Below are 26,056 nucleotides of genomic sequence, written 5' to 3'. Positions count from 1 at the left end.
CTGTTCCCATGCCGAACACAGAAGTTAAGCTCTTTAGCGCCGATGGTAGTTGGGCTTACGTTCCGCGAGAGTAGGACGTTGCCGGGCAAATATTTAATTTTATTATTCCACAGTAGCTCAGTGGTAGAGCTATCGGCTGTTAACCGATCGGTCGTAGGTTCGAGTCCTACCTGTGGAGCCATGGCCCCTTGGTCAAGCGGTTAAGACACCGCCCTTTCACGGCGGTAACACGGGTTCGAATCCCGTAGGGGTCATTTTTTATGGAGAATTAGCTCAGCTGGGAGAGCATCTGCCTTACAAGCAGAGGGTCGGCGGTTCGAACCCGTCATTCTCCACCATTTAATTTAATAAGCTGGAGGGGTAGCGAAGTGGCTAAACGCGGCGGACTGTAAATCCGCTCCTTCGGGTTCGGCAGTTCGAATCTGCCCCCCTCCACCATTTTTGGGCTATAGCCAAGCGGTAAGGCAACGGACTTTGACTCCGTCACTCGCTGGTTCGAATCCAGCTAGCCCAGCCATTAAGAGCCATTAGCTCAGTTGGTAGAGCATCTGACTTTTAATCAGAGGGTCAGAGGTTCGAATCCTCTATGGCTCATAAGTAAGAGACATTAGTTAATCTAATGTCTCTTTTTTATTGATGAAAATATGCATAAAACGATGTATATACGTATAAATATTTGGAATATATTAATATTATCCACAAACCCTTATATAGCTTGATGTAAGTGCTTACATATACTAGAATATAATAGTAATGCAAATTAAGGGGGATTTGAAATTATGAAAAAGAGCATTGAAATAATCGGTGCACCAACTGCTTTTGGTCAAAGAAAATTAGGCGTTAATTTTGGACCAGATGCATTGAGATATGCTGGTTTGATTGAAAGAATAGAAAATATAGGTCACCATGTCATAGATAAAGGTAATGTAGAATCACCTAATATTGATATGAAAAAATATAAAAGCGAACAAGAAGGTTTAAGAAATTTAGATGAAGTAATTTCATTTTCAAATAACTTATATGAATCCGTAAATGAAACGATGAATAATGGTAACTTTCCATTAATTTTAGGTGGGGATCATTCATTATCAATTGGATCAATCGCTGGTATCAGTAAACACTATAGTAATCTCGGTGTTATTTGGTATGATGCACATGGAGATTTAAATACATTAGATTCTTCACCAAGTGGTAATATTCATGGAATGCCATTAAGAGTCTTAATAGGTGAAGGTAATGAAGAATTAATGAATATCGGTGGATATAAGAACAAAGTAAAACCTGAAAATATCGTTCTAATTGGCATGAGAGATTTAGATGATGGTGAAAAGGAATATATTAAAAAATCAGGTATACGTACATATACAATGGCAGATATAGATAAACTTGGCATGAATCAAGTTATATCTGAAACGATAGATTACTTAAAGGATAAAACGGATGGTGTACATCTTTCATTGGATGTTGATGCATTAGATCCAGTCGAAACGCCTGGTACGGGCACAACAGTACCAGGAGGCGCAACATATAGAGAAAGTCATTTAGCTATGGAGTTACTCCATGAGTCAAATTTAATCGTATCTGCTGATTTAGTCGAAGTAAATCCTCTAATCGATGAATATAATAAAACGGCTCACCAAGCAATTGGGTTAATGGGATCATTCTTTGGAGAGAAATTATTATAATTGACAATCATAGATAAAATATACTTTAATAAAGAAGTCTCTTTTATAGAGGCTTTTTTTGTTTTATATATAATTAAATTAACAATATATCTCAAAAATTGTTATAATAAGCACTAGGTAAATGAAACACGGAGGAGATACTATGCAGTTACCTGACATTTTTGGTGAATTAAGTGCCTTAAAAGTTATAACAGGTATACTTGATTTAATTATTGTATGGTATGTATTGTACTTAATTATAACTGTCGTTAAAGGTACAAAAGCGATACAACTATTAAAAGGTATATTTTTCATCATAATTGGTAGAACAGTAAGTAATTTTTTGAATTTGACGACTACTACGCTTTTATTTGATTTTGTATTGCAATGGGGATTTTTAGCAATCATTGTAATATTCCAACCAGAGTTTAGAAGAGCGTTGGAACAATTAGGGCGAGGAAGTCTATTTAAACGAGTAAATGTAGCGACATCAGCAGAACAAGAAAGGTTAACTGATAGTGTTGATAAAGCTGTTCAGTATATGGCTAAAAGAAGAATAGGTGCATTAATTGTATTCGAGAAAGAAACAGGTCTTCAAGACTACATAGAAACAGGTATACCTATTAATGCTGATATTTCTCAAGAATTACTCACAAATATTTTTATTCCAAATACACCATTACATGATGGTGCGATGATCATACGTGAACAAAAAATTGCTACAGCAGCAAGTTATTTGCCGTTATCTGACAGTCAAAAAATTTCTAAAAGTTTAGGAACGCGTCATAGAGCAGCTGTAGGGATTTCAGAAGTATCAGATGCATTTACAGTTGTAGTATCAGAAGAAACAGGTTCAATATCTGTAACAATTGATGGTCGATTAAGAAAAGAAATATCAAGTGAAGCCTTTAGAGAGTTACTAGTTGAGCATTGGTTTGGTTCTGTTCAAAACAGAAAGGATGTGAAGTAGATGCTAGAATCTAAATGGGGTTTACGATTTGTAGCTTTAATTTTAGCGCTACTCATGTTCTTATCAGTAAATAATGTGTTCGGTAGTTTGTTTTCGGAAAATGCTTTGAAAAGTTCAGATCATGTAATAGAAGATGTTCCGGTAGATACAATTTATAATACGAAAGAATTATATTTATCAGGAGCACCTAAAACTGTGGATGTAAAAGTTTCTGGTCCACAATCTACAATATTACAAGCTGAAAAATTATTGAATTTTAAAGTAGAATTGGATTTGAAAAACAAATCAGTAGGACAATATAAAGAAAACTTTAAAATTAAAGGACTTAGTGATGAACTTAAAGCGACAGTTGTGCCTAAAAGCGCAAATGTAACGTTACAAGACAAAGTTTCTAAAAAATATCCAATTGAAGCAGAGATTAACCAAAACAGAATTGCTTCTGGATATGAGCTAGTAGGAGAAACTGTTAATCCATCACAAGTAACGATTACAGGTGGACAAGAAGAACTTAATAAAATTGCTTATGTTAAAGCTACTTTAGATGAAACGAAGCAATTAACAGATGATACGACTGAAAAAGCGGGTATCAGTGTACTCGATAGCAATTTAAATAAACTAGACGTACAGATTAGACCAGATACTGTTAACGTCAATATTAAAGTTGCAAGATCTAGTAAAACTGTGACATTAAATCCTGTTACAAAAGGTAGTGCATCTAAAAATATAAATATTGATGATATTACTTTAGATAAAACCGAAGTTAAAATATATGGTTCGAGAAACGTTCTTGATGGTATAGGATCAATAGATGTACCTGTCGATATTTCAAATGTTGACGGTGATACATCTAAAAAAGTAAGTCTTAGCTTGCCTGATGGTGTGGACGAAGCAGAATTTAAAAATGTCGAAGCAAAAATAGAAACTTCTAAAAACTAATGGAATTAAAGGAGAATTATAATGGGCAAATATTTTGGTACAGATGGTGTTAGAGGTGTAGCTAATTCTGAGTTAACACCAGAAATCGCATTTAGATTAGGTAGATTTGGTGGTTATGTATTATCAAAGAAACATGGTAGTGAAAATCCTAAAGTATTAGTAGGTAGAGATACACGTGTTTCTGGCGAAATGTTAGAAGCAGCTCTAATCGCTGGTCTTTCATCAATTGGTGCAGAAGTCATGAGATTAGGTGTTATTTCAACTCCAGGTGTAGCTTATTTAACGAGAGAAGTGGATGCAGATTTAGGTGTTATGATCAGTGCGTCACACAATCCGGTAGCAGATAATGGAATTAAATTCTTTGGTCCAGATGGTTTCAAATTAACGGATGATGAAGAATTAGAAATTGAAAAGTTATTAGATTCTACAGAAGACAATTTACCAAGACCAACAGGTAACCAATTAAATCATATTTCTGATTACTTTGAAGGTGCTCAAAAATATATAAGCTATATTAAATCAACTGTTGATGGAGATTTAGATGGATTGAAAATTGTCCTAGATGGTGCACATGGTGCTACTTATTCTCTTGCGCCATATTTATTCGGTGATTTAGAAGCAACTAGCGAAACAATCGGTTGTAAGCCAGATGGTTATAATATTAACTTAAATGTTGGTTCTACACACCCAGAAGAATTAGCTAAAGCTGTTATTGAACATGGTGCAGACCTTGGTTTAGCTTTTGATGGTGATGGGGATAGAATCATTGCTGTAGATGATAAAGGACAAATCGTTGATGGTGACCAAATCATGTATGTGTTAGCTGAAGATATGGCACAAAATGGTGAATTAAAAGATAATATGGTCGTTTCAACAGTAATGAGTAATTTAGGTTTCTATAAAGCACTAGAAGAAAAAGGTATTAAATCTAACAAAACTAAAGTTGGAGATAGATATGTTGTAGAAGAAATGCGACGTGGTTCTTACAGCCTTGGTGGAGAGCAATCAGGTCATATCGTTATGATGGATTATAATACGACTGGTGATGGGTTACTGACTGGTGCGCATCTTGCAAGTATCGTTAAAAGATCAGGCAAAAGTTTAAGTGACTTAACAAGCAAAATGAAAAAATATCCACAAAAATTAGTAAACGTTAGAGTTTCTGATAAATATGGTGTTGAAGAAAATGCCAAAGTTTCTGAGATTATGACTAAAGTTGAAGTTGAAATGAATGGCGAAGGTCGTATATTAGTAAGACCATCAGGTACTGAACCACTTGTTCGTGTAATGGTTGAAGCTAAAACAGAAGAAGATGCTGAAAGATTTGTTAACAGCATTGCAGAAGTAGTAGAACAAGAGATGGGAATTGAATAAATATATTATTAATCTGAGACAACTTTTATGTGTCTCAGATTTTTTATTTTATTTATTACAACTGTTATTATTATATTTTTATGAGAAAATTGCACTAAATATAGTATTATAATTGCACAACATACAATTTCATTGTAGAATGAAGAGAGCTTTCTTAAGGAGGATTGTGAGGTTTATCGAAATAAGGAAACTTATAGCGCCTGAACAAAGAACATACGCGATTGAAGAGGCATGTATAATCAGATACATGCTGAATGAGTGTTATGAACTTTGTTGACGAGGAGGATAGTTATCGAATTATCGGCGGATGCTATCCCGGATGTGGCTCATTCGAAGTTCAATGTTTAAAGCATATAGGTGACTGTATGTCCAAAGCCATTGAAATAGCCATAAATTGAACAGAGTATTGAAAGCGACTAGACTAAAATTTTAAAAGTCTGACCGCTTATTTAAAATTGGAGGAATTTTGATTATGTGTGGAATAGTAGGATATATAGGTACAGCAAATGCTAAAGAATTATTACTTAGAGGATTAGAAAAATTAGAATATAGAGGTTATGATTCAGCTGGTATTGCTGTAAGAAATGAAGAAGAAATTAAAGTATTTAAAGAAAAAGGAAGAATTGCTGAATTACGTAAAGCAGCTTCTGATGACTTTGATGGAAATATTGGTATTGGACATACACGTTGGGCAACTCACGGTGTGCCAAACTATGAGAACGCTCACCCTCATCAATCAACATCAGGTCGTTTCACATTAGTACACAACGGTGTTATTGAAAACTATGAACAACTTAAAAATGAATTTTTATCAGGTATCACTTTTAAATCAGATACTGATACTGAAGTTATTGTTGAATTAATTGAACACTTCTCAAACGAAGGTTTAACTACAGAAGATGCTTTCAATAAAGTATTATCATTATTACACGGTTCATATGCATTAGGTTTATTAGATGAACAAGATGCTGACACAATCTATGTAGCTAAAAACAAATCACCATTATTAGTTGGTATCGGTGATGGATTTAACGTAATTGCTTCAGATGCAATTGCTATGTTAGCTGTAACAGATACTTATAAAGAATTAGTCGACAACGAAATTGTTATCGTAAAACGCGATGAAGTGATCATCAAAGACCAAGAAGGTAACGTAATCGAAAGAGATAGCTATAAAGCTGAAATCGATGCTTCAGACGTTGAAAAAGGTACTTACGATCACTACATGTTAAAAGAAATTCACGAACAACCAGGTGTTATGCGTAACATTATTCAAAATTACCAAGATGAAGAGGGTAACCTTAAAATCGATAAAGAAATTATTGAAGATGTTGCACAAGCAGATAGAATTTATATCGTTGCATGTGGTACAAGTTACCATGCTGGTTTAGTAGGTAAAGAATACATTGAAAAATGGGCAGGCGTTCCTACTGAAGTACATGTAGCTTCAGAGTTTGTTTACAACATGCCTTTATTATCTGAAAAACCATTATTCATCTTTATTTCACAATCAGGTGAAACAGCAGATAGCCGTGCAGTATTAGTAGAAGCTAAACGTTTAGGTCACAAAGCATTAACAATTACAAATGTACCAGGATCAACTTTATCTCGTGAAGCGGATCATACATTAATTTTACACGCTGGACCTGAAATCGCTGTTGCATCAACTAAAGCATATACAGCACAAATCGCAGTATTAGCAATTCTTTCTCAAGTAGTTGCGAATGCACATAACAAAAATACTGGCGTAGATATTATTCCTGAATTAGCGAAAGTAACAACTGCAATCACTGCAATTGTTGACGATGCGCCTAAAATGGAACAAATCGCTAAAGATTTCTTAGAAACAACACGTAACGCATTCTTTATTGGACGTACAATGGATTACTACGTAGGTCTTGAAGGTGCATTGAAACTTAAAGAAATTTCTTATATCCAAGCAGAAGGATTTGCTGGAGGAGAATTAAAACACGGTACAATTGCATTAATTGAAGAAGGTACACCAATCATTGCATTAGCTACACAAGAAAAAGTTAACTTATCAATTCGTGGTAACGTTAAAGAAGTTGTAGCACGTGGTGCTAATCCATGTATTATTTCTATGGAAGGTTTAGAACACGATCAAGATACGTATGTAATACCACACGTTCATGAAATGTTATCACCACTTGTATCAGTAATCACATTACAATTAATCTCTTACTACGCTGCATTACACAGAGGTTGTGACGTAGATAAACCACGTAACTTAGCTAAATCAGTTACAGTTGAATAGATTGATGTTGAACACCTGAGCTACTCGCTCAGGTGTTTTTTTGTAAATTTTGAATATATTATATATGGTTAGGCGTGTATGATGGCAGTAGTAACAAAAGTCGGAGGAATTGTAACTAAGGAGGTCCATGTCCATAGTAACAAAAGTCTGGAGAATTGTAACTAAGGGGGTCTATAGTAACAAAAGTCTGGGGAATTGTAACTAAGGCAGCCCATAGTAACAAAAGCCCGTGGAAATGTAACTAAGGTGGCCCATAACATATTAACAAACTTTCTCTATTCAACAGCGCATATAATTTTTGTTGAGCTTTTATATTGAAAAATATACTATAGGGGGGTATAGTATTAATTGAAGAGAGGAAGTGATTGTATGAGTGAATATTTACATGAACATACTGTAACACCTAGAACTAAAGAGGAAAAAGATAAAGTGATCAATAGACTAAAACGTATTGAGGGTCAAGTGCGTGGTATTCAAAGTATGGTTGAGGAAGATAGATATTGTGTGGATATATTAGTTCAAATTAGTGCGATACAGTCTGCTTTAAAAAATGTTGGATTTGCGGTAACGGAAAGACATATTAAACATTGTGTGACGGATGCTATTCAAAATGGTGAAGGCGAAGAAACAATAGATGAATTAATGAGTGTACTTAAACAATTTTCTAAGTAAGGAGGTAAACGAAATGAGTGAATCTAAACATGTTACTGTTGGTGTAACGGGTATGACATGTGCAGCATGTTCCAATCGTATTGAAAAAGTGTTAAACAGAATGGATGGCGTTGATGCTCAAGTGAATTTATCAACTGAGAAAGCATCCATCACTTTCAATAATGACGCTACAAATTTATCGGATGTTACAAATAAAATTGAAAATCTCGGATACGGTGTCTTAACTGAAAAGGCTGAATTAGATGTCTATGGTATGACGTGTGCAGCATGTTCTAACCGTATTGAGAAAGTACTCAATCGACAAGAAGGTATCACACAAGCAACAGTTAATTTAACGACTGAACAAGCTAATGTCGAATACAATCCTGAAATTATAGATGTTAAAAGTATTATTAATAAAATTAAAAATTTAGGCTATGACGCTGCTACTAAAAGTGATGTTCAAAATCAAACAACGCATAAAGAACAAGAAGTACAAAAAATGAAAACTAAACTGATTATTTCTGCTATTTTATCGTTGCCACTTTTATTGACGATGTTTGTGCATTTATTTAATATGCCTATGCCTCATATCTTAATGAATCCTTGGTTTCAATTTATACTAGCAACACCTGTTCAATTTATCATTGGCTGGCAGTTCTATGTTGGCGCTTATAAGAACTTGAAAAATGGTGGTGCTAATATGGATGTATTAGTGGCATTAGGAACAAGTGCAGCATATTTTTATAGTTTATATGAAGCTATCAAAACAATTGGTAATCCATCTTATATGCCGCATTTATATTTTGAAACAAGTGCAGTGTTAATTACTTTAATCTTGTTTGGGAAATATTTAGAAAAACGCGCTAAAAGTCAAACAACGAATTCTTTATCATCTTTATTAAATTTACAAGCTAAAGAAGCAAGAGTTATTCGTGATAATAAAGAGATCATGATACCTATTGATGATGTCGTTGTCGGTGATATATTGAACATCAAACCAGGTGAAAAGATACCGGTGGACGGTATTATTGAAAAAGGGCGTACATCAATAGATGAATCTATGATTACAGGTGAATCTATTCCTGTTGAAAAAACGATAAATGAAGAAGTCATTGGTTCAACGATTAATAAGAATGGTTTAATTCATGTAAAAGCAACAAAAGTAGGTGAAGATACGGCACTTGCTTCTATTGTTAAAATTGTAGAAGAAGCGCAAGGATCTAAAGCACCTATCCAAAGACTAGCAGATGTTATTTCTGGTTATTTCGTTCCGATTGTTGTTGGGTTATCAATCTTAACATTTATCATATGGCTAACATTAGTAGATCCAGGTCAGTTTGAACGTGCATTAGTAGCAGCAATTGCTGTGATTGTCATTGCTTGTCCATGTGCGCTTGGATTAGCTACACCAACATCCATTATGGTTGGTACGGGTAAAGCTGCCGAGAATGGCATATTATTCAAAGGTGGCGAACATTTAGAACGTACACACCAATTAAATACAATCGTGCTAGATAAGACTGGTACAATTACAAAAGGTAAACCTGAAGTTACGGATTATACTGGTGACGTAGAAACACTCAGTCTATTAGCAAGTGCAGAAAAAGGTTCAGAACACCCTCTTGCTGAAGCAATTGTTGCATACGCTACAGAACAAGAAGTCGCATTAAATGATGTAGACGATTTTAATGCAATACCTGGATATGGTATTCAAGCAACTATACAGAATAAAGAAATATTAGTCGGCAATCGAAAATTAATGACAAGACATGGTATCGAAACGACATCATTTGAACAAGACATGTCTAATTTAGAACAAGAAGGTAAAACAGCTATGTTAGTTGCTGTTGATCGTACATTTAAAGGTATTGTCGCAGTTGCGGATACAATTAAAGAAAGTGCACCAGAAGCGATTAAACTGCTTCAAGATGAAGGCTTAGAAGTCGTGATGCTTACTGGTGATAACGAAAGAACAGCTCAGGCTATCGCAAATCAAGTAGGTATTCAAAAAGTCATTTCTGAAGTATTACCAAATGAAAAAGCTGATAAAATTAAAGAAATTCAAAGTACTGGCAAAAAGGTTGCAATGGTCGGTGATGGAGTTAATGATGCGCCAGCGTTAGCAATATCAGATATTGGTATCGCAATTGGGACTGGCACTGAAGTTGCGATTGAAGCGGCAGATGTAACAATTCTTGGTGGAGAATTATTACTTATCCCAAAAGCAATTAAAATAAGTCATGCAACAATTAAAAATATTAAACAAAACTTATTCTGGGCATTCGGCTATAATACAGCAGGCATACCAATTGCTGCAATAGGTATTCTAGCGCCTTGGGTTGCAGGTGCTGCAATGGCATTAAGCTCTGTAAGTGTCGTAACAAATGCATTAAGATTAAAAAAAGTTAAATTATAAATACTTCATTCACACTCATATATAAATGGGTGTGAATTTTTTTATGAATCATTTTATTGTAAAATAAAAAGTAATGACAATGCATATAAATAAAAATTGTCATGTTCATACTTAAGTCTTACACTTATTCAGCGTTATATATTATATAATTAAGTTTCATCATTATGTTTTATTTATTATTATTGAGAGTTTTTATTTACAAAGCAATAAAATGAGAAAGATATCAACTTAAAGGAGCAAATTAATGGAGAGTTGGATTACAAGTGTAATGGAACAATTTGGCTATTTTGGTATTGCCTTATTGATATTATTGGAAAATGTTTTCCCACCCATACCATCAGAGGTTATTTTAACATTTGGAGGTTTCATGACAACGAAGTCAGATCTAACAGTCTTAGGTGTAGTCGTTGCATCTACAATAGGTTCTGTAGGCGGTGCGGTCATATTATATTGGATTGGTCGTATTCTAAATGTTGAAAGAATCGAAAGAATTATCGAGAAATGGGGTAAATATCTTAGGTTAACGAAAGAAGATGTAAGAAAAGCGGATGCTTGGTTCGATAAATATGGACCATGGACTGTATTCTTCTGTAGATTTATTCCACTTATTCGAAGTTTAATATCCGTTCCGGCTGGTATGAGCGGTATGAATCAATGGTTATTTTTAGTATTAACGACAATTGGTACATTGATATGGAATTTAGTATTAGTACTGGTAGGTGCTAAAGTAGGAGATAATTGGCATCAAATCGTCAATTATATGGATGTTTATTCTAACTTTATGTACGCAGTTATTGCAATTGGTATAATTGTATTTGGCATTTGGTTTATTAGGAAGAAGAAAGTTTCATAACTTAAACAATGAAGGTGATACAATGATAACTTTATGTGAGCAGTTAAATGATAGACATTATGAATTATTAGCTTTAGCAGATGACAATCAACATGCTGTTAGTGATTATGCTTCTAGAGGTCAAGTATATGTTTATCAACAAGATCATCAAGATATCGGAATTGCAGTTGGGTTATTAACGAGACCCAATACATATGAGTTAGTTAATTTAGCAGTTGATCCTCAATTTCAAAATCAAGGTATAGGGAAATTATTAATTGACCATTTGATTAATGAAGCGAGAAAATTACATTGTCATACAATAACTGTTGGAACAGGTAACTCAGGTATTGGGCAATTGAAACTTTATCAACAAGCTGGATTTAGAATGAAATCAATAGATATTGATTATTTTGTAAAGTATTACGAAGAACATATCTTTGAGAATGGTATACAATGCAAAGATATGGTGAGATTAGAGATGGAATTATAATAAAATGGCCTATACGGATTCAATGTAAAATTGTATCGTATAGGTTTTTTTACTTTTCAAAACAAAGTAGTATACTTTTTATAGTATATAAAGTATACTATAGTTAACTAATAAATAAGAAGAGGTGCAAGTTATGTTTCATGGTAAAGATGCAAATTTAGTTAAAGGCATTACATTAAATGTTAAAGATTTAGAAAAAATGACAGTATTTTACGACAGTATTCTAGGATTAAATATAAAAAGTAAAGATGACAAACAAACAGTATTTGAGATTGGTAACTCAGGTCATACTATTACATTAAATTTATTAGTAGATGGTAGAGAACCAAGTATGAGAGAAGCTGGATTATTCCATCTAGCAATATTATTACCAACAACTGCTGATTTAGCAGACTTTTTATTACATGCTTCAAGATTAAATGTAAGATTAGGTGCTGGGGACCATATCGTGTCAGAAGCATTGTATTTAAATGATCCAGAAGGCAATGGTTTAGAAATTTATAGAGATAGAGATCCAGAAACTTGGGTATGGAATGATGGCAATGTCAATATGGATACACATGAGGTAGACGCAGAAGCTTTAGTCAAACATGCATCAACTGAAGGTTGGAACGGTATGCCTGAAGGTGCTAAGATTGGACACTTACATTTAAAAACAAGCAACATCAATGAAAGCAAAGATTTTTATATTGATACATTAGGATTAAAAATTGTTGTAGGTAACTTCCCTAATGCATTATTCATGTCAACGAAAGATTACCATCACCATATTGCAATTAATACTTGGCAATCTAATAAAAAACGCGAAGATTTAGATCATAGTTACGGACTTGCCAATATTGATATGCAAATACCGAACAGAGGATCTGAAGTATTGATTTCACCAGATGGATTAAGATTCGATATTAATCCAGAATAATCATTATAAAATTAAGCCTTCCTATCCTATCATCTTTAATATAAGAGATGTTTCATGTACAATAAGTGAATATTCTAAATTCTTATATTAAAGGGGATGTAAGTATGCTTCTTGATTTGAAACATATTAATTGGATTAGAGAAGGCAAATACATATTAAAAGATATTTCTTGGGAAATAGTAGATGGAGAACACTGGGTCTTGTACGGATTAAATGGTGCTGGTAAATCTACCATTCTCGATATTATTAACGCATATACAGCACCATCATCTGGTGAATTTGAAATACTAGACATGAAACAAGGAAGACCAGGTTATTCTGCTGATGCTATTAGAAGGCAAATTGGTTATGTTTCATCATCTTTATTTAAGAAAATGAGACAACAGGACAATGCTTATACAACTGTTATTAGTGGTGCTTATGCGTCAATTGGTGTTTATGAAGAACCTACTGAAGAAATTAAAGAAAAAGCGAAACATATTTGTGAAACGCTAGGTATTACACATTATATAAATAGAAGGTTTGAAACGCTATCTCAAGGAGAACAAACGCGCGTATTGATAGGTAGAGCGTTAATGTCAGAACCGAGGTTGCTTATTCTTGATGAACCAACTAATGGATTAGACTTTGTAGCACGTGAAGATCTGTTAGAAAGAATTGAGTATATCGGTCAAGATAGTAATAGACCAACGATTATTTATGTGACACATCATTTAGAAGAAGTCTTACCAATCTTTAAAAACATACTTTTATTGAAAAATGGAGAAGTATTCCAATCAGGTGATATTCATTCGCTATTAAATAGTGATAATATGAGTAACTTATTTGGAATTGATGTGGATGTTACATTTAAAAATGATAGACCAATTTTATCTAAAAAGTAATATGCATTTTAAAAAATTGCCTTTATGTTGTGAGCATGAAATAATAGACATTGATAAATGATATGGAGGATTCAACATGACGATTCAAGCAGTTTTTTTAGATATGGATGGGACAATTTTAAATGAAGACAACAGAGTAACGAATCATACAAATGATGTTATTCAAGAAGTTAGACAAAAAGGCATTAAAGTATTTATTGCGACAGGAAGAGCATATGATGAAATTCCATATTTAGTACCAGAGAATTTTGAAGTTGATGGTATTTTATCTTCAAATGGTGCAGTAGGATATATTAATGGAGAAGAAATATTTAAACACCAACTGCCTATGGAAACAGTGCGTAAACTTGTAGATTTAGCAGAACAACATCAAATTTATTATGAGCTATTTCCATACTATAAAAATCGTATCGCCTTAAAACGTGATAAAACGTTATTACTTTCTGAAATCCAAACAGATGAATTGGGAGATGTAGAACGTAACGAATGGAAATCTCGACAAGAAGCTTTAAGTGAAAAAATCAATTGGGTTGATGAAATACCTGAAGATGCTTATTCTAAATTTTATTTCTTCAAAAAATACGAGTCAGAAATTAAAAAATGGGAAGAACTTATCGTACCTATGAAAGAAGAATTAGATATTTCAATCTCTCATTCAACAACTTGTAATTTAGAAACGATGCCTACAGGCGTTAACAAAGCAACAGCTATTCAAGCTACTTTAGACTATTTAGGAATTGCAGATGATACTGAAACGTTTGCGATTGGTGATAGTGATAATGATAGACAAATGCTCGAATTTGTAGATAATCCAATTGTGATGAAAAATGCACCTGATCATATTAAAGCGTTAGGTAGTGAAGTTACGAGACGTACAAATGTAGAAAATGGTGTCGCTGACTTTTTAAGTCAAAAGTTTTTAATTAATTAAATCAATATATGAAACCATGTCCGATATAAAGGAGCATGGTTTTATTTTATGAACAATAAGGTTGTTAGCAATATATTTTATGTGATTGTTTTATATACATTTGGATATAATACAATGAGTGATGTTTTAAAGGGGTGATGAAATGATTAAAACAGTAGTTTATGACTTATATGGCACGCTTTTTGATATAGATAGTGTGAGAGAAAAATGTGAAAAGTTATTCCCGGGAAATGGAGGTAGAATTGCTAAAGCATGGCGATATAAACTAATTGAGTACACACACGTGAGACAATTAGTGGATGAATATAAACCATTTAGTAAAGTGATTCGTGATTCACTTGAGTACGTACTCAGCAGAAATGATTTTGATTACTCATTGAAAGAAATTAACGAATGTATGGCAGCATATAATCAATTAACGCCATTTCCAGAAGTTGCGCACACATTAAAAGAATTATCAGAAGTTGATCAAATCATATTTAGTAATGGTAATAAAGAAATGATAGAACAAGTATTAGATTATTCAAATATCAAGAGTTACTTTAAGTTTATCTTGTCTCTTGAAGAGTTTGGGGTGTATAAACCAGATTCTAATGGATACGCTTTGTTAGAAGAAAATATTCCATATAATAAAGATGAAGTACTATTTGTATCATCAAATAAATGGGATATTGTTGGCGCACAAAAGTTTGGATTTCAAACGGCATGGGTTAATCGTAACTTTAGTGATTTTGAATATATAGAGGTTAAACCCGACTTTGAATTACAATCTTTATATAGTATTAAAGATTTAATATAAAAAAAGCGCTCAATCTATTGAATCTAGATTGAGCGCTTTATATGTAATCAATTAGGATTACTGGTTATTTGGAGGGTAAAGTGCATTTTTATTTTTATGATAGAAGTTCATTACACTTCCGTAAATGAAGTATGAAACAATAAACATAAAGATAAAGTACACAATATATCCAAGTACCGCGAATATAACTTGTAATACTGCTGGCATAAATGAAACAACAACTGCAACAACGATACCAATAATAGCTAAAACAATATATGCAACAACAACATAAAGTAAGTTACTGAATAATAATTTCCAAGCATTATTAGGACCTTTACTTGTAATATTCCAACCAATTGAGAATTTAGTGAATGTTGGTAACGATCTTTGATCAATATGAACAAGTACTGTGTTCATAATAAATATCACTACATAATATAATGGAATAAACACTGCGAATAGAACTAAAATCATAAATAACATGATAATTACAAATGATATAGACATTGCGCCGAAAGCTTCACTTGAACCGCTTGGTTGCATAATAGCCATAGATGTTCCGAATATTGCAAAGAAGATTAGTTCAACAACTAATACGACAATATAAATCGCTATGTACATTGCAACACTGATAACACCTATAATAACTGTAAGTTTTAATGTTTTAACGTAGTTTCCTTTTCGTAAGAACATAAATAAATCACTAAAGTTTGGCCCAATACCTAAGTCTGTATCTTTATAGTATTTAATCATGCCATAAGCTAAAGGAATTAAAACAAAGATATATAAACCAAGTGTTAATAAAAAGCCGAGTACCATAGTGACAAAGAATATTGCTAATCCTCCGCCAGAAGGTTCACCTGAGAAGTCTTGTGATGAAGCGAGTGAGACACCACCGATTAAGAATAATACACCCGGTATTAACATTATGAGAACCATAACGATTGATGCTAAAATAGAAAATAGAATAGTTTTTAAATGGAATCCCTGTCCATTTCTAAAGTAATCCAATTGGAACTTGAACATATGATTCACCTCTTGTCTTTTTGTATCATTAGGGTACCATAAAAAACTATGTAAATGTCATTTAATTGTCAAAAACTTTCTTGCATTTGTGAATTTTTCAAAAAAGTTATAAGCACTTTATTTGATATCCTACGTTTTAACTCATATATTTGAGGTACATTAGTTATAGGAGTGAGCTATGAAAAAGTTATTCCGCTTCATCGTTTACCTTGCAACATGGGTCGCTATTATTACCATGGTTATGCTTTTTAAAAGCCAAGGTGGATTCGATTTATTAAATCATTATGTTGAAGACGTAAAGAAGCAGATGAAAGAAAAAGAAGTAGCGATTCGTACGGAACAAATTAAAAAGAATGATAAAACAGATGACCGTTCACTTGGTAATTACTATCAAGAAGGTCAATGTACATTTTATGTATTTGAAGAAAGATTGAAAATTGATAAAAAAATTAGTTCATCATGGGGTGACGCTAAACATTGGGATGACCGTGCAAAAGAAGAAGGCTATAAAGTAAACGGACAACCTAGTGAAGGCTCAATCTTACAAACAGATTATGGTGAACTAGGGCACGTCGCAATAGTTGAAGAAGTAAAAAATGATGGTTCAATTGTTGTTTCTGATATGAACTATAAAAAGCCATATGAAGTGACTTCAAGGTTAATCACGCCAGATAGATTACACAACTATCGTTTTATACATGAAAAAATTTAAAGGAGTGTTTTATAATGAAGATTTTCGTAATAGGTGCTAATGGACAAATAGGAAGACATTTAGTTAAAGATTTAGTAGCAGAAGGCAATGAAGTTGTTGCAGGTATTAGAAAAAACAGTCAAGCAAGTTTCTTTGAAGACTTAGGTGCAACAACAGCACCACTAGATCTTGAATATGACGATATCAATGACATTTCTGAAAAAATAAAAGATGCAGATAAAGTTGTGTTTACAGCAGGTTCAGGTGGACATACTGGTGCAGACCAAACAATTATTATAGACTTAGACGGCGCAGTTAAATCTATTGAAGCAAGTAAAATAGCAGGTACGAAACATTTTGTAATGGTATCTTCATTTGATACAAGAAGATCAGCTTTTGAAGGAGATTTAAAACCTTACACAATAGCTAAACACTATGCAGATGAACATTTAAGAAATGCTAATATACCATATACAATCGTTCACCCTGGTGCATTAACAAATGATGATGCTATAGGAACAGTTACATTAGCTGAAGAAGTAGAACGTGGTAAAATACCTCGTAAAGATGTAGCGACTGTCTTGGTTGAAGTATTAAACAATGATGAGAAAATTGGTCAAGAATTCCAAGTCGTTTCAGGAGATGTTGAAATTAAAGAAGCGGTTGATCAATTTAATCAATAATCATAAAGGAGTCTTATGATGGTTAAATTCGCAATTTTGACAGATATACATGGAAATATCGATGCATTAAACGCGGTACTTTCAGATATCGATAATCGCACGGATATAGATCACATTTATAACTTAGGTGATAATATTGGTGTTGGCCATTGTACAAACGAAGTTCTTGAAGCAGTTACAAGCAGAAAAGATATGACATACATTGCAGGTAATCACGATGAAGCGATTATGTCAGTCGTTAACAACGAACCATATCCAGAAAGTTTGAAAAGTAAGTTCTATGAACATCATCAATGGATAGTAGAACATTTAGATAGTAAATATTATACCTTTTTAAATGAACTTAAACGTGAAGTTACAAAAGAAATAGACGGTTTAAAATTTTATTTCACACATTATCGAATACTCGAAGAAAATATGGATAAGCATATTAGTGAAGATCCATTTGAACCAATCGTAGATCCTTCGTTAGAACATGTACACGGATTATTTAACGGCGTAGATGCAGATTTTGTTACATTCGGACATAATCACGTGTTACATCACTTTGATGATATAGAAACAATATATTTTAATCCAGGATCAGTAGGGTTAAATAACGGTGCATACGCTGTGTATGGCATTGTAGAAGTTAAAGATGGTGCCATAAACGTAGAAAGAGTCAAAGTACCTTATGATAATCAACCATTCTTAGAAGGATTTGATGATAAGAAAGTACCAGGCAAACAATTAATATTTGAATCATTCATATAGAAGAAAACAGCCACAACATTGATGTTGTGGCTGTTTTTTTAATGTACGTGTTCTGTTTTTTTAATGTACGTGTTCTGTTTTTTTAATGTACGTGTTCTGTTTGTTCCATGCAACAGAGTAGGGAACTGTCATGCTGATGATCTGGTGTTTCTAATTGGATTGTTGCGTGATGTATAGATTTATGAATAAGTTTATGATTGATTTCTTCTATTATACTGTCGCATTCCTCCACAGTCTTATCTTTATCTACAACTGCATGACAACTTAAGGCTGTTAAATCACTTGTAATGGACCATATGTGCAAATCATGTACTTCTATTATATCTGGGTGCGACTTGATCGTTTCAGATATTTCATGAACATCGATATTTGATGGAGTGCCTTCCATCAGTACATTTAATGCAGACTTCGTAACACCATATCCGCTTCTAATAATTAATAGTGCCACAATAACACTTGCTATTGGGTCAGCTAATTTCCAACCGAATGCAATCATAATGAGTGCTGCTACGATTGCGCCAACTGAACCTAATAAATCTCCGAGTACATGAATGAATGCACCACGCATATTTAAGTTGTCTTTCGTATCAGACCCTTTAAACATTAACCAAGCTATGAAAATATTAACAAGTAAACCGATTGTACTTATGATTAACATGCCTGTGGAAGCGACTTCTGGCGGATCTATAAATCTAGAAATAGCTTCATAAAAGATATATATACTAATAGCAATTAACAAGACACCATTAATTAAAGCTGCTAAAATTTCAAATCTCTTGTAGCCATATGTCTTATTCTTATTGGAAACACGTTCACCGAATTTAAATGCCATTAATGCAATAAAGAGTGAAATGGCGTCGCTTAGCATATGTCCAGCATCTGATAGTAAAGCTAAACTATTTGTAATATATCCACCAATCACTTCTACTATCATAAATACGGCAATGATAATAAATGAAATGAGTAGTATTTTTTTATTATTTGTATGAACATGGTTGTGGTCATGTCCATGATGTTCATGTCCCATGAAAACACCTCCTAAATTGTTAATGTTTGGCATGCTCGATGGCTTGTTTTAATAATAAGATAACGTGATCATCATCGATTGAGTAATAAATACTTTTACCTTCACGTTCAAATTTAACAAGTCTAAGATTCTTTAAAAATCTTAATTGGTGCGACACGGAAGATTGACTGAGTGAAAGTGTTTCAGCTATACAACCTACAGAATGTCTTCCGGTACATAATAAATGTAATATCTTTACGCGAGTTGGATCGCTTAATGCTTTAAAAGTTTGTGATACAAGTAATAGTGTTTCATCATCTAAAATAGTATTTGTAGTCATATTATTCTCCTAACATATGAATATATGTTCATATGTTAATCTTATTAAAATTTATGGTATCTGTCAAATCATTATAAATTGACAAAATAGCTATATTTGTGAGATGTTCACTTAAAGTAAATTTTTTGGAGGATACTATGGTGAAAATACATGGCTTAACTGTAGATAATGAATCTAGATGTGAACATTATCAAACGCCGCTAGATATCATCGCGATTAAATTTAAATGTTGTAATAAATTCTATCCTTGTTACAAGTGCCATAATGAATGTGAAAAGCATGACATTAAGAGATGGGATCAGTCTGAATTTGATGAACACGCGATACTATGTGGCGTTTGTAAAGAAACGATATCCATCAATGATTATATGTTAAAAGAGGTATGCCCAAATTGTGATGCTCGCTTTAATCACCGATGCAAGTATCACCATCATTTATATTTTAAAATTTAAGTTGGTTTTCTATTTTAAAGGTAATTTATTACAAAACATGTTATAATATTTTTGACTTTAAAAATTTATCATTGAAATGAATGTGAATGTTGCATAGAGAGAAAAGGAGGACATTGAATGAAGGATTTGATTAAAGGTCATATATTAAGTGGCGAATTTGATACTGCATATAGATTGATGTCCGAAGTGGATTTCTTAGAATTTGAAGAACACTTTATTTCAGCAGCTCACGAAGAAGAAAGTACGATGTTTTATACATTTATATTAGACTGTATTAAGAAGGGAGAAACAAGTGAACTTCATGACTTAGCGTTCTTGTTACACGTTTATCCATATAGTGAACATGATGGCGCATTTCATTCAGCATATTATCATGCTGAAAGATCGATGATTTTAACAGATCATAAAGAAGTTAAAAGTTTATTACAAATGCTTCTATTACATGCTATACCGGAACCTTTACTTTCTGACAAACAAGCTTTTGATATAAGTAAGCAAATACTTAAGATAGACCCAGAAAATAAAGTTGCTAGAAATATAATGAAAGAAACAGCTAAGAGAATGGATCAAGTAGTGGTAGATTTTTCACAACTATCCAAATCTCAAAATGCATAAACCTAGTCTTTTGACTAGGTTTATTTTTTATGGCATTATAGAAAAGTTACAAAATAAAATTTAGGAGAAAAAAAATGGAGAATCAGTTTAAAAGAAAAATAATTATGATTGTCTTTTTAGTTGGTACATTTTTCATGATTTTAAATGAAACGCTCTTAAATATTGCATTAAAAGAATTAATGTTAGTATTTGATGTAGATGCACCAACTGTCCAATGGATGGCAACTGGTTTCATGTTAGTAATGGGTGTACTAACGCCATTGTCTGCAGTCGTAAATCAATGGTTTACAACGAGGCGGTTATTTTTAGGGTTAGTAACAATATTTTCTATCGGGACTTTAACAGCTGGGTTAGCCGTTAACTTCCCAATGTTATTAGTAGGTAGAATGATTCAAGCAGCTGGAACGGGACTTATGATTCCAACTGTCATGAATGCAATGCTCATGCTATACAATGAGAGCGAACGCGGGAAAATTATGGGTCAATTCGGATTAGTCATTATGTTTGCACCTGCATTAGGACCAACGTTATCTGGTGTTATTGTTGATTATTTAGGATGGAGATGGTTATTTTTAATCGTTATCCCATTCATGCTATTTACGTTTATATTCGCATATAGATATTTACAAAATGTTGGTGAAATTACAAGACCGAAAATTGATGTATTCTCAATCATTTTATCAACAATTGGTATTGCAACTATTATATATAGTGTTTCATCAGTAAGTACTACTGAAGGTGGCTTCTCAAGTCCATCAATTTACATCACGCTTATCATTGGTATTATTGCGATGATACTATTTGTCTTTAGACAACTTAAATTAGAAGAACCTTTATTAGATTTGAAAGTATTTAAATACCATAACTATACAAAGGGTGTTATTATTTTCGTTGTTGTGATTATGACAATGTTTGCTTCTGAAATTGTAATGCCTATGTACTTACAAGGTCCAATGGGATTCAGTGCTAAAGTTGCTGGATTAATCTTATTACCAGGTGCTTTATTAAATGGTTTCTTATCACCATTTATGGGTGCCATATTTGATAAAGTTGGTCCAAGAAAACTAGTTGTACCAGGATTAATTGTGTTATTATGTGTCTCAATATTTTATTCAACGATTCATCCAGGTATTTCAGTATGGATATTTGTTATTGTATATATTATTTTAATGATTAGTATTTCTGCAGTATTGATGCCGGCAAATACAAATGCATTAAACGCTTTACCAAAAGAAATGTATCCACACGGTACAGCTGTATCCAATATGTTACAGCCAATAGGTGGCGCATTAGGTATTGCGATTTTTGTAAGTATTATGAACGGTGGACAAAGAGCAGCATTAGAAGGTATTAAGAATCCTACAGTTGATCAAATCAATCATGCTATGACGCAAGGTATTCATCAGTCATACTGGTTTGGTATTGTATTACTCGCTTTAGTAATCATTGTCGGATTGACAGTTACAAGAGCGAATTATAGTCAATCAATTAAAGATAATTCATAAATATATTGAAAAAGAGCAGGATTTTTATAGTCTTGCTCTTAATTTTTGGAATACTTTCGTGAATAGTGGGTATACATCATTATGTTGAACAAAATTATGAGGAGGAAAGTTTGTGTCAAATTTGAAAGAAGCAACAAAAATAGGGTTTGCTTATGTTGGGGTCGTTGTTGGTGCAGGGTTCTCGACAGGGCAAGAGGTAATGAAATTTTTTACCCACTATGGTTTATACGGGTATATAGGAGTTATTATATCTGGTATAATGTTGGCGTTTTTTGGTAGACAAGTAGCTAAGATTGGTACGGCACTCGATGCAGATGACCATAGCTCAACGATTAATTATTTATTCGGTAAAGCAGGTATCGTTATAGATTATGTATTAATATTTTTCTTATTTGGTATATCAGTAACGATGATAGCTGGTGCTGGATCAGCATTTAATGAAAGTTTTGGGGTGCCAACTTGGTTAGGTGCTTTAATTATGTGTATTTTTATTTATATCACGCTTTTATTAGACTTCGATAAAATTATAAAAGCATTAGGTGTCGTCACACCGTTTTTAATCATTGTCATATTAATAATCGCAGGTTACTTTTTTGTGAATGGTCAAGTAGGTATTTCTGAAATTAATGATACAGTTGAATCACCAAGTCTTTTCTGGGGAATAGCTCAAGGATTTATTTATGGTGGTTTAGCGTTCTCAGTTGGATTTAGTACATTAGTTGCCATCGGTGGCGATGCTGATAAACGTCGTATTTCAGGATTAGGTGGCATTATTGGTGGTATTATTTATTTAATATTATTAGCGCTTATCAATGCTGGATTATTAGTTGAATATCCTAATATTAAAGATATCGAGATACCAACGTTAGAACTCGCTAGAACAATTTCACCTATTATTGGTTTTGCATTATCAGTAATTATGCTTATGGTTATGTACAACACGATTTTAGGACTTATGTACTCATTTACAGCAAGGTTTACTGTACCATTTTCTAAAAAATACGTTGTATTACTGACGATATCTATGGTAATCGCTTATGGCTTAAGCTTTGTAGGTTTCTCATCACTGATTGATAAATTATATCCAGCTATGGGTGTTATAGGTTTAGTGATTTGTGCTGCCATTGTTGTTAAATATATTAGACGAAAAAGTGATAACAAAAAACATATCGCATAAAATAATTGAATATGTTAAACTATCTTCTTACATGAGGAAGTGAACATATGAAAAGAAAAAAACGACGATTGTTTATATTGATTGTAGCGATCATCGTTGTTGTAAGTGGGTTTTACGGTTATAACAAATATCAGGAACATAAAGAAAGGGAAGCACAATTACAAGCTCAAAGAGCCAATCAATTATTACTAAACAATAAGAAAGTAAAATTGATACGTGATGTATCTTATGGTCATAGTGCACCAAATAGTCAAATGGATATTATTATGCCTTCAAGAATGAAAAAAGGTGAGAAACTGCCAGTCATATTTTGGACGCATGGTGGTGGTTTTATAGCGGGAGACAAAAGACATAAGAATCCATACTTAGCACAAATTGCTGAAAAAGGATATATCATCGTAAATGTAAATTATGCTTTAGCACCTGATTACCAGTATCCGACACCAATACAGCAATTAGATCAAGCAACTAAATATACATTAAAACATAGAAATAAATTTAATATCGACTATAGACAAATTATATATGGCGGAGACTCTGCAGGTGCACAAATTGCCAGTCAATATGTGGCTTTACAAACAAATGATAAATTGCAACAGCAAATGCGTATGAAGCCAAGTATTAAAAAAGATTATTTAAAAGCTGCCATTCTTTTTGGTGGGTTATATAATATGCAAACTGTGAGATCTACAGAATTTCCAAGAATTGATTTATTTATGACAAGTTATACGGGTACTAAAGAATGGGAAAAGAACTTTGCAAGAATTAATCAACTATCTACCGTTGATCAAGTGACAAAAGAGTATCCACCTACATTTTTAACAGTGGGAGATGCTGACCCATTTGATCCACAAAATAGAGAGTTTGATGAAGTTCTTAAAAAGCAAGGTGTTCAAACGACTACAACATTCTTTGATGGTACGCACGGCTTACGTCATCAATACCAATTCCATATGAACTTGAAAGAATCTAAGAAGAATTATAATAACGTCATGATGTTTCTAGGGGCTAATACGAAACAGTCTCCATATGAAAACAATGCGAATCAAGATTCTGAAACTGTGATAAAAAAAGATAAATAATAAAAAAGGCAAACTACGCGAAATACGTGATGAGTTTGCCTTTTTTTATAATAATTTTGCCATCATAAATTCATCGTAATATTTATCATTAAAATACAATGTTTGTTCTTTCTTTCCTTCTACTTTAAAACCAAATTTCTCGTATAATCGGTATGCCGGTTCATTCTCCGTAACGACTGTTAACTCGAGTCTATGCAGTTGTCTTCTCACTGCCCAAGCTTCAGTTTCTTGAAGTAGTTTAAATCCAATTCCTTTATTTCTAAATGTCGGAAGTAGACCCATAGCAATTTTCGCGGCATGACGATTTCGATTGGTTTTGCCACCTTGGATCGTTACATATCCAATTAATGTATCATTCAATTCTGCAACAATGATTGTAGAGTTACTTGTCGTAATCATTTCTTCTAGAAATAAAGTTTGGTTTTGTATAGATATTTGATGTTCTCCTGGATTAAAGAGTAAATATTCGGATTGATTAATCACACTATCTAACAATTTATTAAAGTTTTCAACATCATTTATTCGAATTTCGCGTATGATTTCTTTCATAAAATGTCTCCTATTTCTATTTATAAATTACAATCAGTGGTATATTTATGGTAATTAAATAATAAGTTATAAATAGTATAACACATATGTAAAGTCCGAATATAAAGGAGTGCTTAAAATGAAAGAGAATGTACTCATCTCAGGTGGATCAGGGTATATAGGCAAGCATTTAATCAGTACATTAAAAGATGTCGGCAATCTATATACGATTACAAAGTATGAATCAGATATGATGTTAGATGATGAAGTTACATGGAGAAAGTGCGATATTTTTGTACTTAAAGATATGATTGAAGCTTTAAAAGATATAGATATTGCAATTTATTATTTAGATCCAAACAAGAAATCAGCGAAGTTAACTCAAAGTACTGCACGTAATTTAAATATTATCGCGAGTCATAATATGGCAAAAGCATGTAAAGTCAATAATGTTAAAAAAATTATATACATTAAAGGTTCTCCTTTTGATATAGAAACGATGGAAATATTAAGTTCAACGGGAATTGAAGTTCAAGTGACAGAACAATCTATTAAGCGACCAGCTGTATCGATAGAATTACAGAAGTCTAAAATAGATGATGTTAGAAGTGTTGATAGAATGCCAATTCCTTATAAATGGGATTTAGAAGATGTTGTGAAATACTATTTCCAATGGTTACAAGAAACAAGTGGAACGTTAGTGAGAACAGAATTAATTGGAGATATTTATTATGTTTATTTCCAACATCGCAGTAAACCATTATTAAAATTAAAAAGAGTGCATCCAAATATTGACGAAGATATTATACAGTTCAAAGTTATTGGTGGTTCACTTACTGTAGATTTATATGAAGATAATGGCATGTTAGAATTTAGAAAGTTAAGATTAACAAATGAATTTATGGTTCATTTATTTAATTACGTACCGAGATTACCTTGGAGTATATATTATTTATCACAAGCTCCTATTCATAATGTAACGATGAAGGGGTTCGAAGTTGATTGTAGAATTAAAGATTTTCAACTACGTAGTATAGCAGGAGAAGTTAAAAAATATACAAAGTAGAGG

At 32.9% G+C, this 26,056-nt stretch carries 26 protein-coding genes, 6 tRNA genes and 1 rRNA gene; 29 read left to right on the top strand and 4 right to left on the bottom strand.

Features of this window, described 5'->3' with window-relative positions:
* The 20 genes from rrf to LQ693_RS09530 form a co-directional block, all read left to right on the top strand.
* Window positions 1-87, top strand: a 5S ribosomal RNA gene (rrf, locus tag LQ693_RS09625); the annotation flags it as partial.
* A 19-nt stretch (window positions 88-106) separates the two neighbouring features.
* A tRNA-Asn gene (locus tag LQ693_RS09620) sits at window positions 107-181 on the top strand.
* A 1-nt stretch (window position 182) separates the two neighbouring features.
* A tRNA-Glu gene (locus LQ693_RS09615) sits at window positions 183-254 on the top strand.
* A gap of 8 nt (window positions 255-262) precedes the next feature.
* A tRNA-Val gene (locus LQ693_RS09610) sits at window positions 263-338 on the top strand.
* Between the two features lie 16 nt (window positions 339-354).
* Window positions 355-438 (top strand) — tRNA-Tyr (locus LQ693_RS09605).
* A 4-nt stretch (window positions 439-442) separates the two neighbouring features.
* Window positions 443-517: transfer RNA gene (locus tag LQ693_RS09600), tRNA-Gln, on the top strand.
* Window positions 518-521: 4 nt separating this feature from the next.
* Window positions 522-594, top strand: a tRNA-Lys gene (locus tag LQ693_RS09595).
* A 185-nt stretch (window positions 595-779) separates the two neighbouring features.
* Window positions 780-1,685: an arginase gene (rocF, locus tag LQ693_RS09590; protein WP_107565389.1), complete on the top strand. Its 906-nt coding sequence runs from the start codon at window positions 780-782 to the stop codon at window positions 1,683-1,685.
* 142 nt (window positions 1,686-1,827) lie between these two features.
* Entirely contained in the window at window positions 1,828-2,634 is an 807-nt protein-coding gene (cdaA, locus tag LQ693_RS09585) for a diadenylate cyclase CdaA (protein ID WP_025907437.1), read from the top strand.
* Window positions 2,635-3,570, top strand: coding sequence for a CdaR family protein (locus LQ693_RS09580; RefSeq protein ID WP_025907435.1), 936 nt, complete (start codon window positions 2,635-2,637; stop codon window positions 3,568-3,570).
* A 21-nt stretch (window positions 3,571-3,591) separates the two neighbouring features.
* Window positions 3,592-4,944 carry a phosphoglucosamine mutase gene (gene glmM, locus LQ693_RS09575; RefSeq protein ID WP_025907433.1) on the top strand — a complete coding sequence of 451 codons (1,353 nt, stop codon included), beginning with the start codon at window positions 3,592-3,594 and terminating at the stop codon, window positions 4,942-4,944.
* Window positions 4,945-5,416: 472 nt separating this feature from the next.
* Window positions 5,417-7,219, top strand: a complete 1,803-nt coding sequence (glmS, locus tag LQ693_RS09570; RefSeq protein WP_025907431.1) for a glutamine--fructose-6-phosphate transaminase (isomerizing) — start codon at window positions 5,417-5,419, stop codon at window positions 7,217-7,219.
* Window positions 7,220-7,588: 369 nt separating this feature from the next.
* Window positions 7,589-7,891 carry a metal-sensing transcriptional repressor gene (locus tag LQ693_RS09565; protein ID WP_025907429.1) on the top strand — a complete coding sequence of 101 codons (303 nt, stop codon included), beginning with the start codon at window positions 7,589-7,591 and terminating at the stop codon, window positions 7,889-7,891.
* Window positions 7,892-7,904: 13 nt separating this feature from the next.
* Window positions 7,905-10,289, top strand: coding sequence for a heavy metal translocating P-type ATPase (locus tag LQ693_RS09560; RefSeq protein ID WP_107565391.1), 2,385 nt, complete (start codon window positions 7,905-7,907; stop codon window positions 10,287-10,289).
* A gap of 244 nt (window positions 10,290-10,533) precedes the next feature.
* The gene (locus LQ693_RS09555; protein WP_025907425.1) at window positions 10,534-11,142 is read left to right on the top strand and encodes a DedA family protein; all 609 of its coding nucleotides are present in this window, start codon (window positions 10,534-10,536) and stop codon (window positions 11,140-11,142) included.
* Window positions 11,143-11,164: 22 nt separating this feature from the next.
* Entirely contained in the window at window positions 11,165-11,614 is a 450-nt protein-coding gene (locus tag LQ693_RS09550) for a GNAT family N-acetyltransferase (protein ID WP_025907422.1), read from the top strand.
* Between the two features lie 133 nt (window positions 11,615-11,747).
* Window positions 11,748-12,533: a VOC family protein gene (locus LQ693_RS09545; protein WP_239703149.1), complete on the top strand. Its 786-nt coding sequence runs from the start codon at window positions 11,748-11,750 to the stop codon at window positions 12,531-12,533.
* Between the two features lie 104 nt (window positions 12,534-12,637).
* The gene (locus LQ693_RS09540) at window positions 12,638-13,417 is read left to right on the top strand and encodes an ABC transporter ATP-binding protein (protein ID WP_107565392.1); all 780 of its coding nucleotides are present in this window, start codon (window positions 12,638-12,640) and stop codon (window positions 13,415-13,417) included.
* A gap of 76 nt (window positions 13,418-13,493) precedes the next feature.
* Window positions 13,494-14,348, top strand: coding sequence for a Cof-type HAD-IIB family hydrolase (locus LQ693_RS09535; RefSeq protein WP_107565393.1), 855 nt, complete (start codon window positions 13,494-13,496; stop codon window positions 14,346-14,348).
* Window positions 14,349-14,490: 142 nt separating this feature from the next.
* Complete coding sequence (locus LQ693_RS09530) at window positions 14,491-15,147, top strand: haloacid dehalogenase type II (protein WP_239703148.1); 657 nt, start codon at window positions 14,491-14,493, stop codon at window positions 15,145-15,147.
* Window positions 15,148-15,204: 57 nt separating this feature from the next.
* Here the strand turns inward: LQ693_RS09530 and LQ693_RS09525 are convergent, their stop codons facing one another.
* Window positions 15,205-16,155: a hypothetical protein gene (locus tag LQ693_RS09525; protein WP_025907415.1), complete on the bottom strand. Its 951-nt coding sequence runs from the start codon at window positions 16,153-16,155 to the stop codon at window positions 15,205-15,207.
* Window positions 16,156-16,333: 178 nt separating this feature from the next.
* On the opposite strand from LQ693_RS09525, the gene LQ693_RS09520 reads away from it, so the two are divergent.
* The 3 genes from LQ693_RS09520 to LQ693_RS09510 are packed head-to-tail and all read left to right on the top strand — an operon-like array spanning window position 16,334 to window position 18,282.
* Window positions 16,334-16,867: a CHAP domain-containing protein gene (locus LQ693_RS09520; protein WP_025907412.1), complete on the top strand. Its 534-nt coding sequence runs from the start codon at window positions 16,334-16,336 to the stop codon at window positions 16,865-16,867.
* Window positions 16,868-16,881: 14 nt separating this feature from the next.
* Window positions 16,882-17,529 carry an SDR family oxidoreductase gene (locus LQ693_RS09515; protein ID WP_025907410.1) on the top strand — a complete coding sequence of 216 codons (648 nt, stop codon included), beginning with the start codon at window positions 16,882-16,884 and terminating at the stop codon, window positions 17,527-17,529.
* A gap of 18 nt (window positions 17,530-17,547) precedes the next feature.
* The gene (locus LQ693_RS09510) at window positions 17,548-18,282 is read left to right on the top strand and encodes a metallophosphoesterase family protein (RefSeq protein WP_107565394.1); all 735 of its coding nucleotides are present in this window, start codon (window positions 17,548-17,550) and stop codon (window positions 18,280-18,282) included.
* Window positions 18,283-18,364: 82 nt separating this feature from the next.
* Here the strand turns inward: LQ693_RS09510 and LQ693_RS09505 are convergent, their stop codons facing one another.
* Both LQ693_RS09505 and LQ693_RS09500 read right to left on the bottom strand, forming a co-directional pair.
* Complete coding sequence (locus LQ693_RS09505; RefSeq protein WP_025907406.1) at window positions 18,365-19,309, bottom strand: cation diffusion facilitator family transporter; 945 nt, start codon at window positions 19,307-19,309, stop codon at window positions 18,365-18,367.
* A gap of 19 nt (window positions 19,310-19,328) precedes the next feature.
* A complete protein-coding gene (locus tag LQ693_RS09500) occupies window positions 19,329-19,628 on the bottom strand; it encodes an ArsR/SmtB family transcription factor (protein WP_025907403.1) in 300 nt (99 codons plus the stop codon).
* Between the two features lie 137 nt (window positions 19,629-19,765).
* Between LQ693_RS09500 and LQ693_RS09495 the strand changes: the two genes are divergently transcribed.
* From LQ693_RS09495 to LQ693_RS09475, 5 genes are all read left to right on the top strand, one after another.
* The gene (locus LQ693_RS09495; RefSeq protein ID WP_107565395.1) at window positions 19,766-20,080 is read left to right on the top strand and encodes a CHY zinc finger protein; all 315 of its coding nucleotides are present in this window, start codon (window positions 19,766-19,768) and stop codon (window positions 20,078-20,080) included.
* A 117-nt stretch (window positions 20,081-20,197) separates the two neighbouring features.
* Complete coding sequence (locus LQ693_RS09490) at window positions 20,198-20,695, top strand: hypothetical protein (protein ID WP_107565396.1); 498 nt, start codon at window positions 20,198-20,200, stop codon at window positions 20,693-20,695.
* A gap of 74 nt (window positions 20,696-20,769) precedes the next feature.
* Complete coding sequence (locus LQ693_RS09485; RefSeq protein ID WP_107565397.1) at window positions 20,770-22,200, top strand: MDR family MFS transporter; 1,431 nt, start codon at window positions 20,770-20,772, stop codon at window positions 22,198-22,200.
* 112 nt (window positions 22,201-22,312) lie between these two features.
* Window positions 22,313-23,377, top strand: a complete 1,065-nt coding sequence (locus LQ693_RS09480) for a YkvI family membrane protein (RefSeq protein ID WP_025907397.1) — start codon at window positions 22,313-22,315, stop codon at window positions 23,375-23,377.
* Between the two features lie 47 nt (window positions 23,378-23,424).
* Window positions 23,425-24,459, top strand: coding sequence for an alpha/beta hydrolase (locus tag LQ693_RS09475; protein WP_107565398.1), 1,035 nt, complete (start codon window positions 23,425-23,427; stop codon window positions 24,457-24,459).
* 45 nt (window positions 24,460-24,504) lie between these two features.
* Here the strand turns inward: LQ693_RS09475 and LQ693_RS09470 are convergent, their stop codons facing one another.
* Complete coding sequence (locus tag LQ693_RS09470) at window positions 24,505-25,008, bottom strand: GNAT family N-acetyltransferase (protein ID WP_025907393.1); 504 nt, start codon at window positions 25,006-25,008, stop codon at window positions 24,505-24,507.
* 118 nt (window positions 25,009-25,126) lie between these two features.
* Between LQ693_RS09470 and LQ693_RS09465 the strand changes: the two genes are divergently transcribed.
* Window positions 25,127-26,053 (top strand): NAD-dependent epimerase/dehydratase family protein, encoded by a 927-nt coding sequence (locus tag LQ693_RS09465; protein WP_107565399.1) that lies wholly within the window; start codon window positions 25,127-25,129, stop codon window positions 26,051-26,053.
* Window positions 26,054-26,056: the final 3 nt, after the last annotated feature.

Origin of the sequence: Mammaliicoccus sp. B-M6, assembly GCF_022386965.1 — a bacterium.
Lineage (GTDB): Bacteria > Bacillota > Bacilli > Staphylococcales > Staphylococcaceae > Mammaliicoccus > Mammaliicoccus sciuri_A.
Note: the sequence above shows the minus strand (reverse complement) of the source record. Positions and strands in the feature narration are given on the sequence as shown.

What these genes read in the sequence shown, in the direction of transcription:
- rocF (WP_107565389.1), top strand. Translation starts at nt 780, where the DNA reads ATGAAAAAGAGCATTGAAATAATCGGTGCACCAACTGCTTTTGGTCAA.
- cdaA (WP_025907437.1), top strand. Translation starts at nt 1,828, where the DNA reads ATGCAGTTACCTGACATTTTTGGTGAATTAAGTGCCTTAAAAGTTATA.
- LQ693_RS09580 (WP_025907435.1), top strand. Translation starts at nt 2,635, where the DNA reads ATGCTAGAATCTAAATGGGGTTTACGATTTGTAGCTTTAATTTTAGCG.
- glmM (WP_025907433.1), top strand. Translation starts at nt 3,592, where the DNA reads ATGGGCAAATATTTTGGTACAGATGGTGTTAGAGGTGTAGCTAATTCT.
- glmS (WP_025907431.1), top strand. Translation starts at nt 5,417, where the DNA reads ATGTGTGGAATAGTAGGATATATAGGTACAGCAAATGCTAAAGAATTA.
- LQ693_RS09565 (WP_025907429.1), top strand. Translation starts at nt 7,589, where the DNA reads ATGAGTGAATATTTACATGAACATACTGTAACACCTAGAACTAAAGAG.
- LQ693_RS09560 (WP_107565391.1), top strand. Translation starts at nt 7,905, where the DNA reads ATGAGTGAATCTAAACATGTTACTGTTGGTGTAACGGGTATGACATGT.
- LQ693_RS09555 (WP_025907425.1), top strand. Translation starts at nt 10,534, where the DNA reads ATGGAGAGTTGGATTACAAGTGTAATGGAACAATTTGGCTATTTTGGT.
- LQ693_RS09550 (WP_025907422.1), top strand. Translation starts at nt 11,165, where the DNA reads ATGATAACTTTATGTGAGCAGTTAAATGATAGACATTATGAATTATTA.
- LQ693_RS09545 (WP_239703149.1), top strand. Translation starts at nt 11,748, where the DNA reads ATGTTTCATGGTAAAGATGCAAATTTAGTTAAAGGCATTACATTAAAT.
- LQ693_RS09540 (WP_107565392.1), top strand. Translation starts at nt 12,638, where the DNA reads ATGCTTCTTGATTTGAAACATATTAATTGGATTAGAGAAGGCAAATAC.
- LQ693_RS09535 (WP_107565393.1), top strand. Translation starts at nt 13,494, where the DNA reads ATGACGATTCAAGCAGTTTTTTTAGATATGGATGGGACAATTTTAAAT.
- LQ693_RS09530 (WP_239703148.1), top strand. Translation starts at nt 14,491, where the DNA reads ATGATTAAAACAGTAGTTTATGACTTATATGGCACGCTTTTTGATATA.
- LQ693_RS09525 (WP_025907415.1), bottom strand. Translation starts at nt 16,155, where the DNA reads ATGTTCAAGTTCCAATTGGATTACTTTAGAAATGGACAGGGATTCCAT.
- LQ693_RS09520 (WP_025907412.1), top strand. Translation starts at nt 16,334, where the DNA reads ATGAAAAAGTTATTCCGCTTCATCGTTTACCTTGCAACATGGGTCGCT.
- LQ693_RS09515 (WP_025907410.1), top strand. Translation starts at nt 16,882, where the DNA reads ATGAAGATTTTCGTAATAGGTGCTAATGGACAAATAGGAAGACATTTA.
- LQ693_RS09510 (WP_107565394.1), top strand. Translation starts at nt 17,548, where the DNA reads ATGGTTAAATTCGCAATTTTGACAGATATACATGGAAATATCGATGCA.
- LQ693_RS09505 (WP_025907406.1), bottom strand. Translation starts at nt 19,309, where the DNA reads ATGGGACATGAACATCATGGACATGACCACAACCATGTTCATACAAAT.
- LQ693_RS09500 (WP_025907403.1), bottom strand. Translation starts at nt 19,628, where the DNA reads ATGACTACAAATACTATTTTAGATGATGAAACACTATTACTTGTATCA.
- LQ693_RS09495 (WP_107565395.1), top strand. Translation starts at nt 19,766, where the DNA reads ATGGTGAAAATACATGGCTTAACTGTAGATAATGAATCTAGATGTGAA.
- LQ693_RS09490 (WP_107565396.1), top strand. Translation starts at nt 20,198, where the DNA reads ATGAAGGATTTGATTAAAGGTCATATATTAAGTGGCGAATTTGATACT.
- LQ693_RS09485 (WP_107565397.1), top strand. Translation starts at nt 20,770, where the DNA reads ATGGAGAATCAGTTTAAAAGAAAAATAATTATGATTGTCTTTTTAGTT.
- LQ693_RS09475 (WP_107565398.1), top strand. Translation starts at nt 23,425, where the DNA reads ATGAAAAGAAAAAAACGACGATTGTTTATATTGATTGTAGCGATCATC.
- LQ693_RS09470 (WP_025907393.1), bottom strand. Translation starts at nt 25,008, where the DNA reads ATGAAAGAAATCATACGCGAAATTCGAATAAATGATGTTGAAAACTTT.
- LQ693_RS09465 (WP_107565399.1), top strand. Translation starts at nt 25,127, where the DNA reads ATGAAAGAGAATGTACTCATCTCAGGTGGATCAGGGTATATAGGCAAG.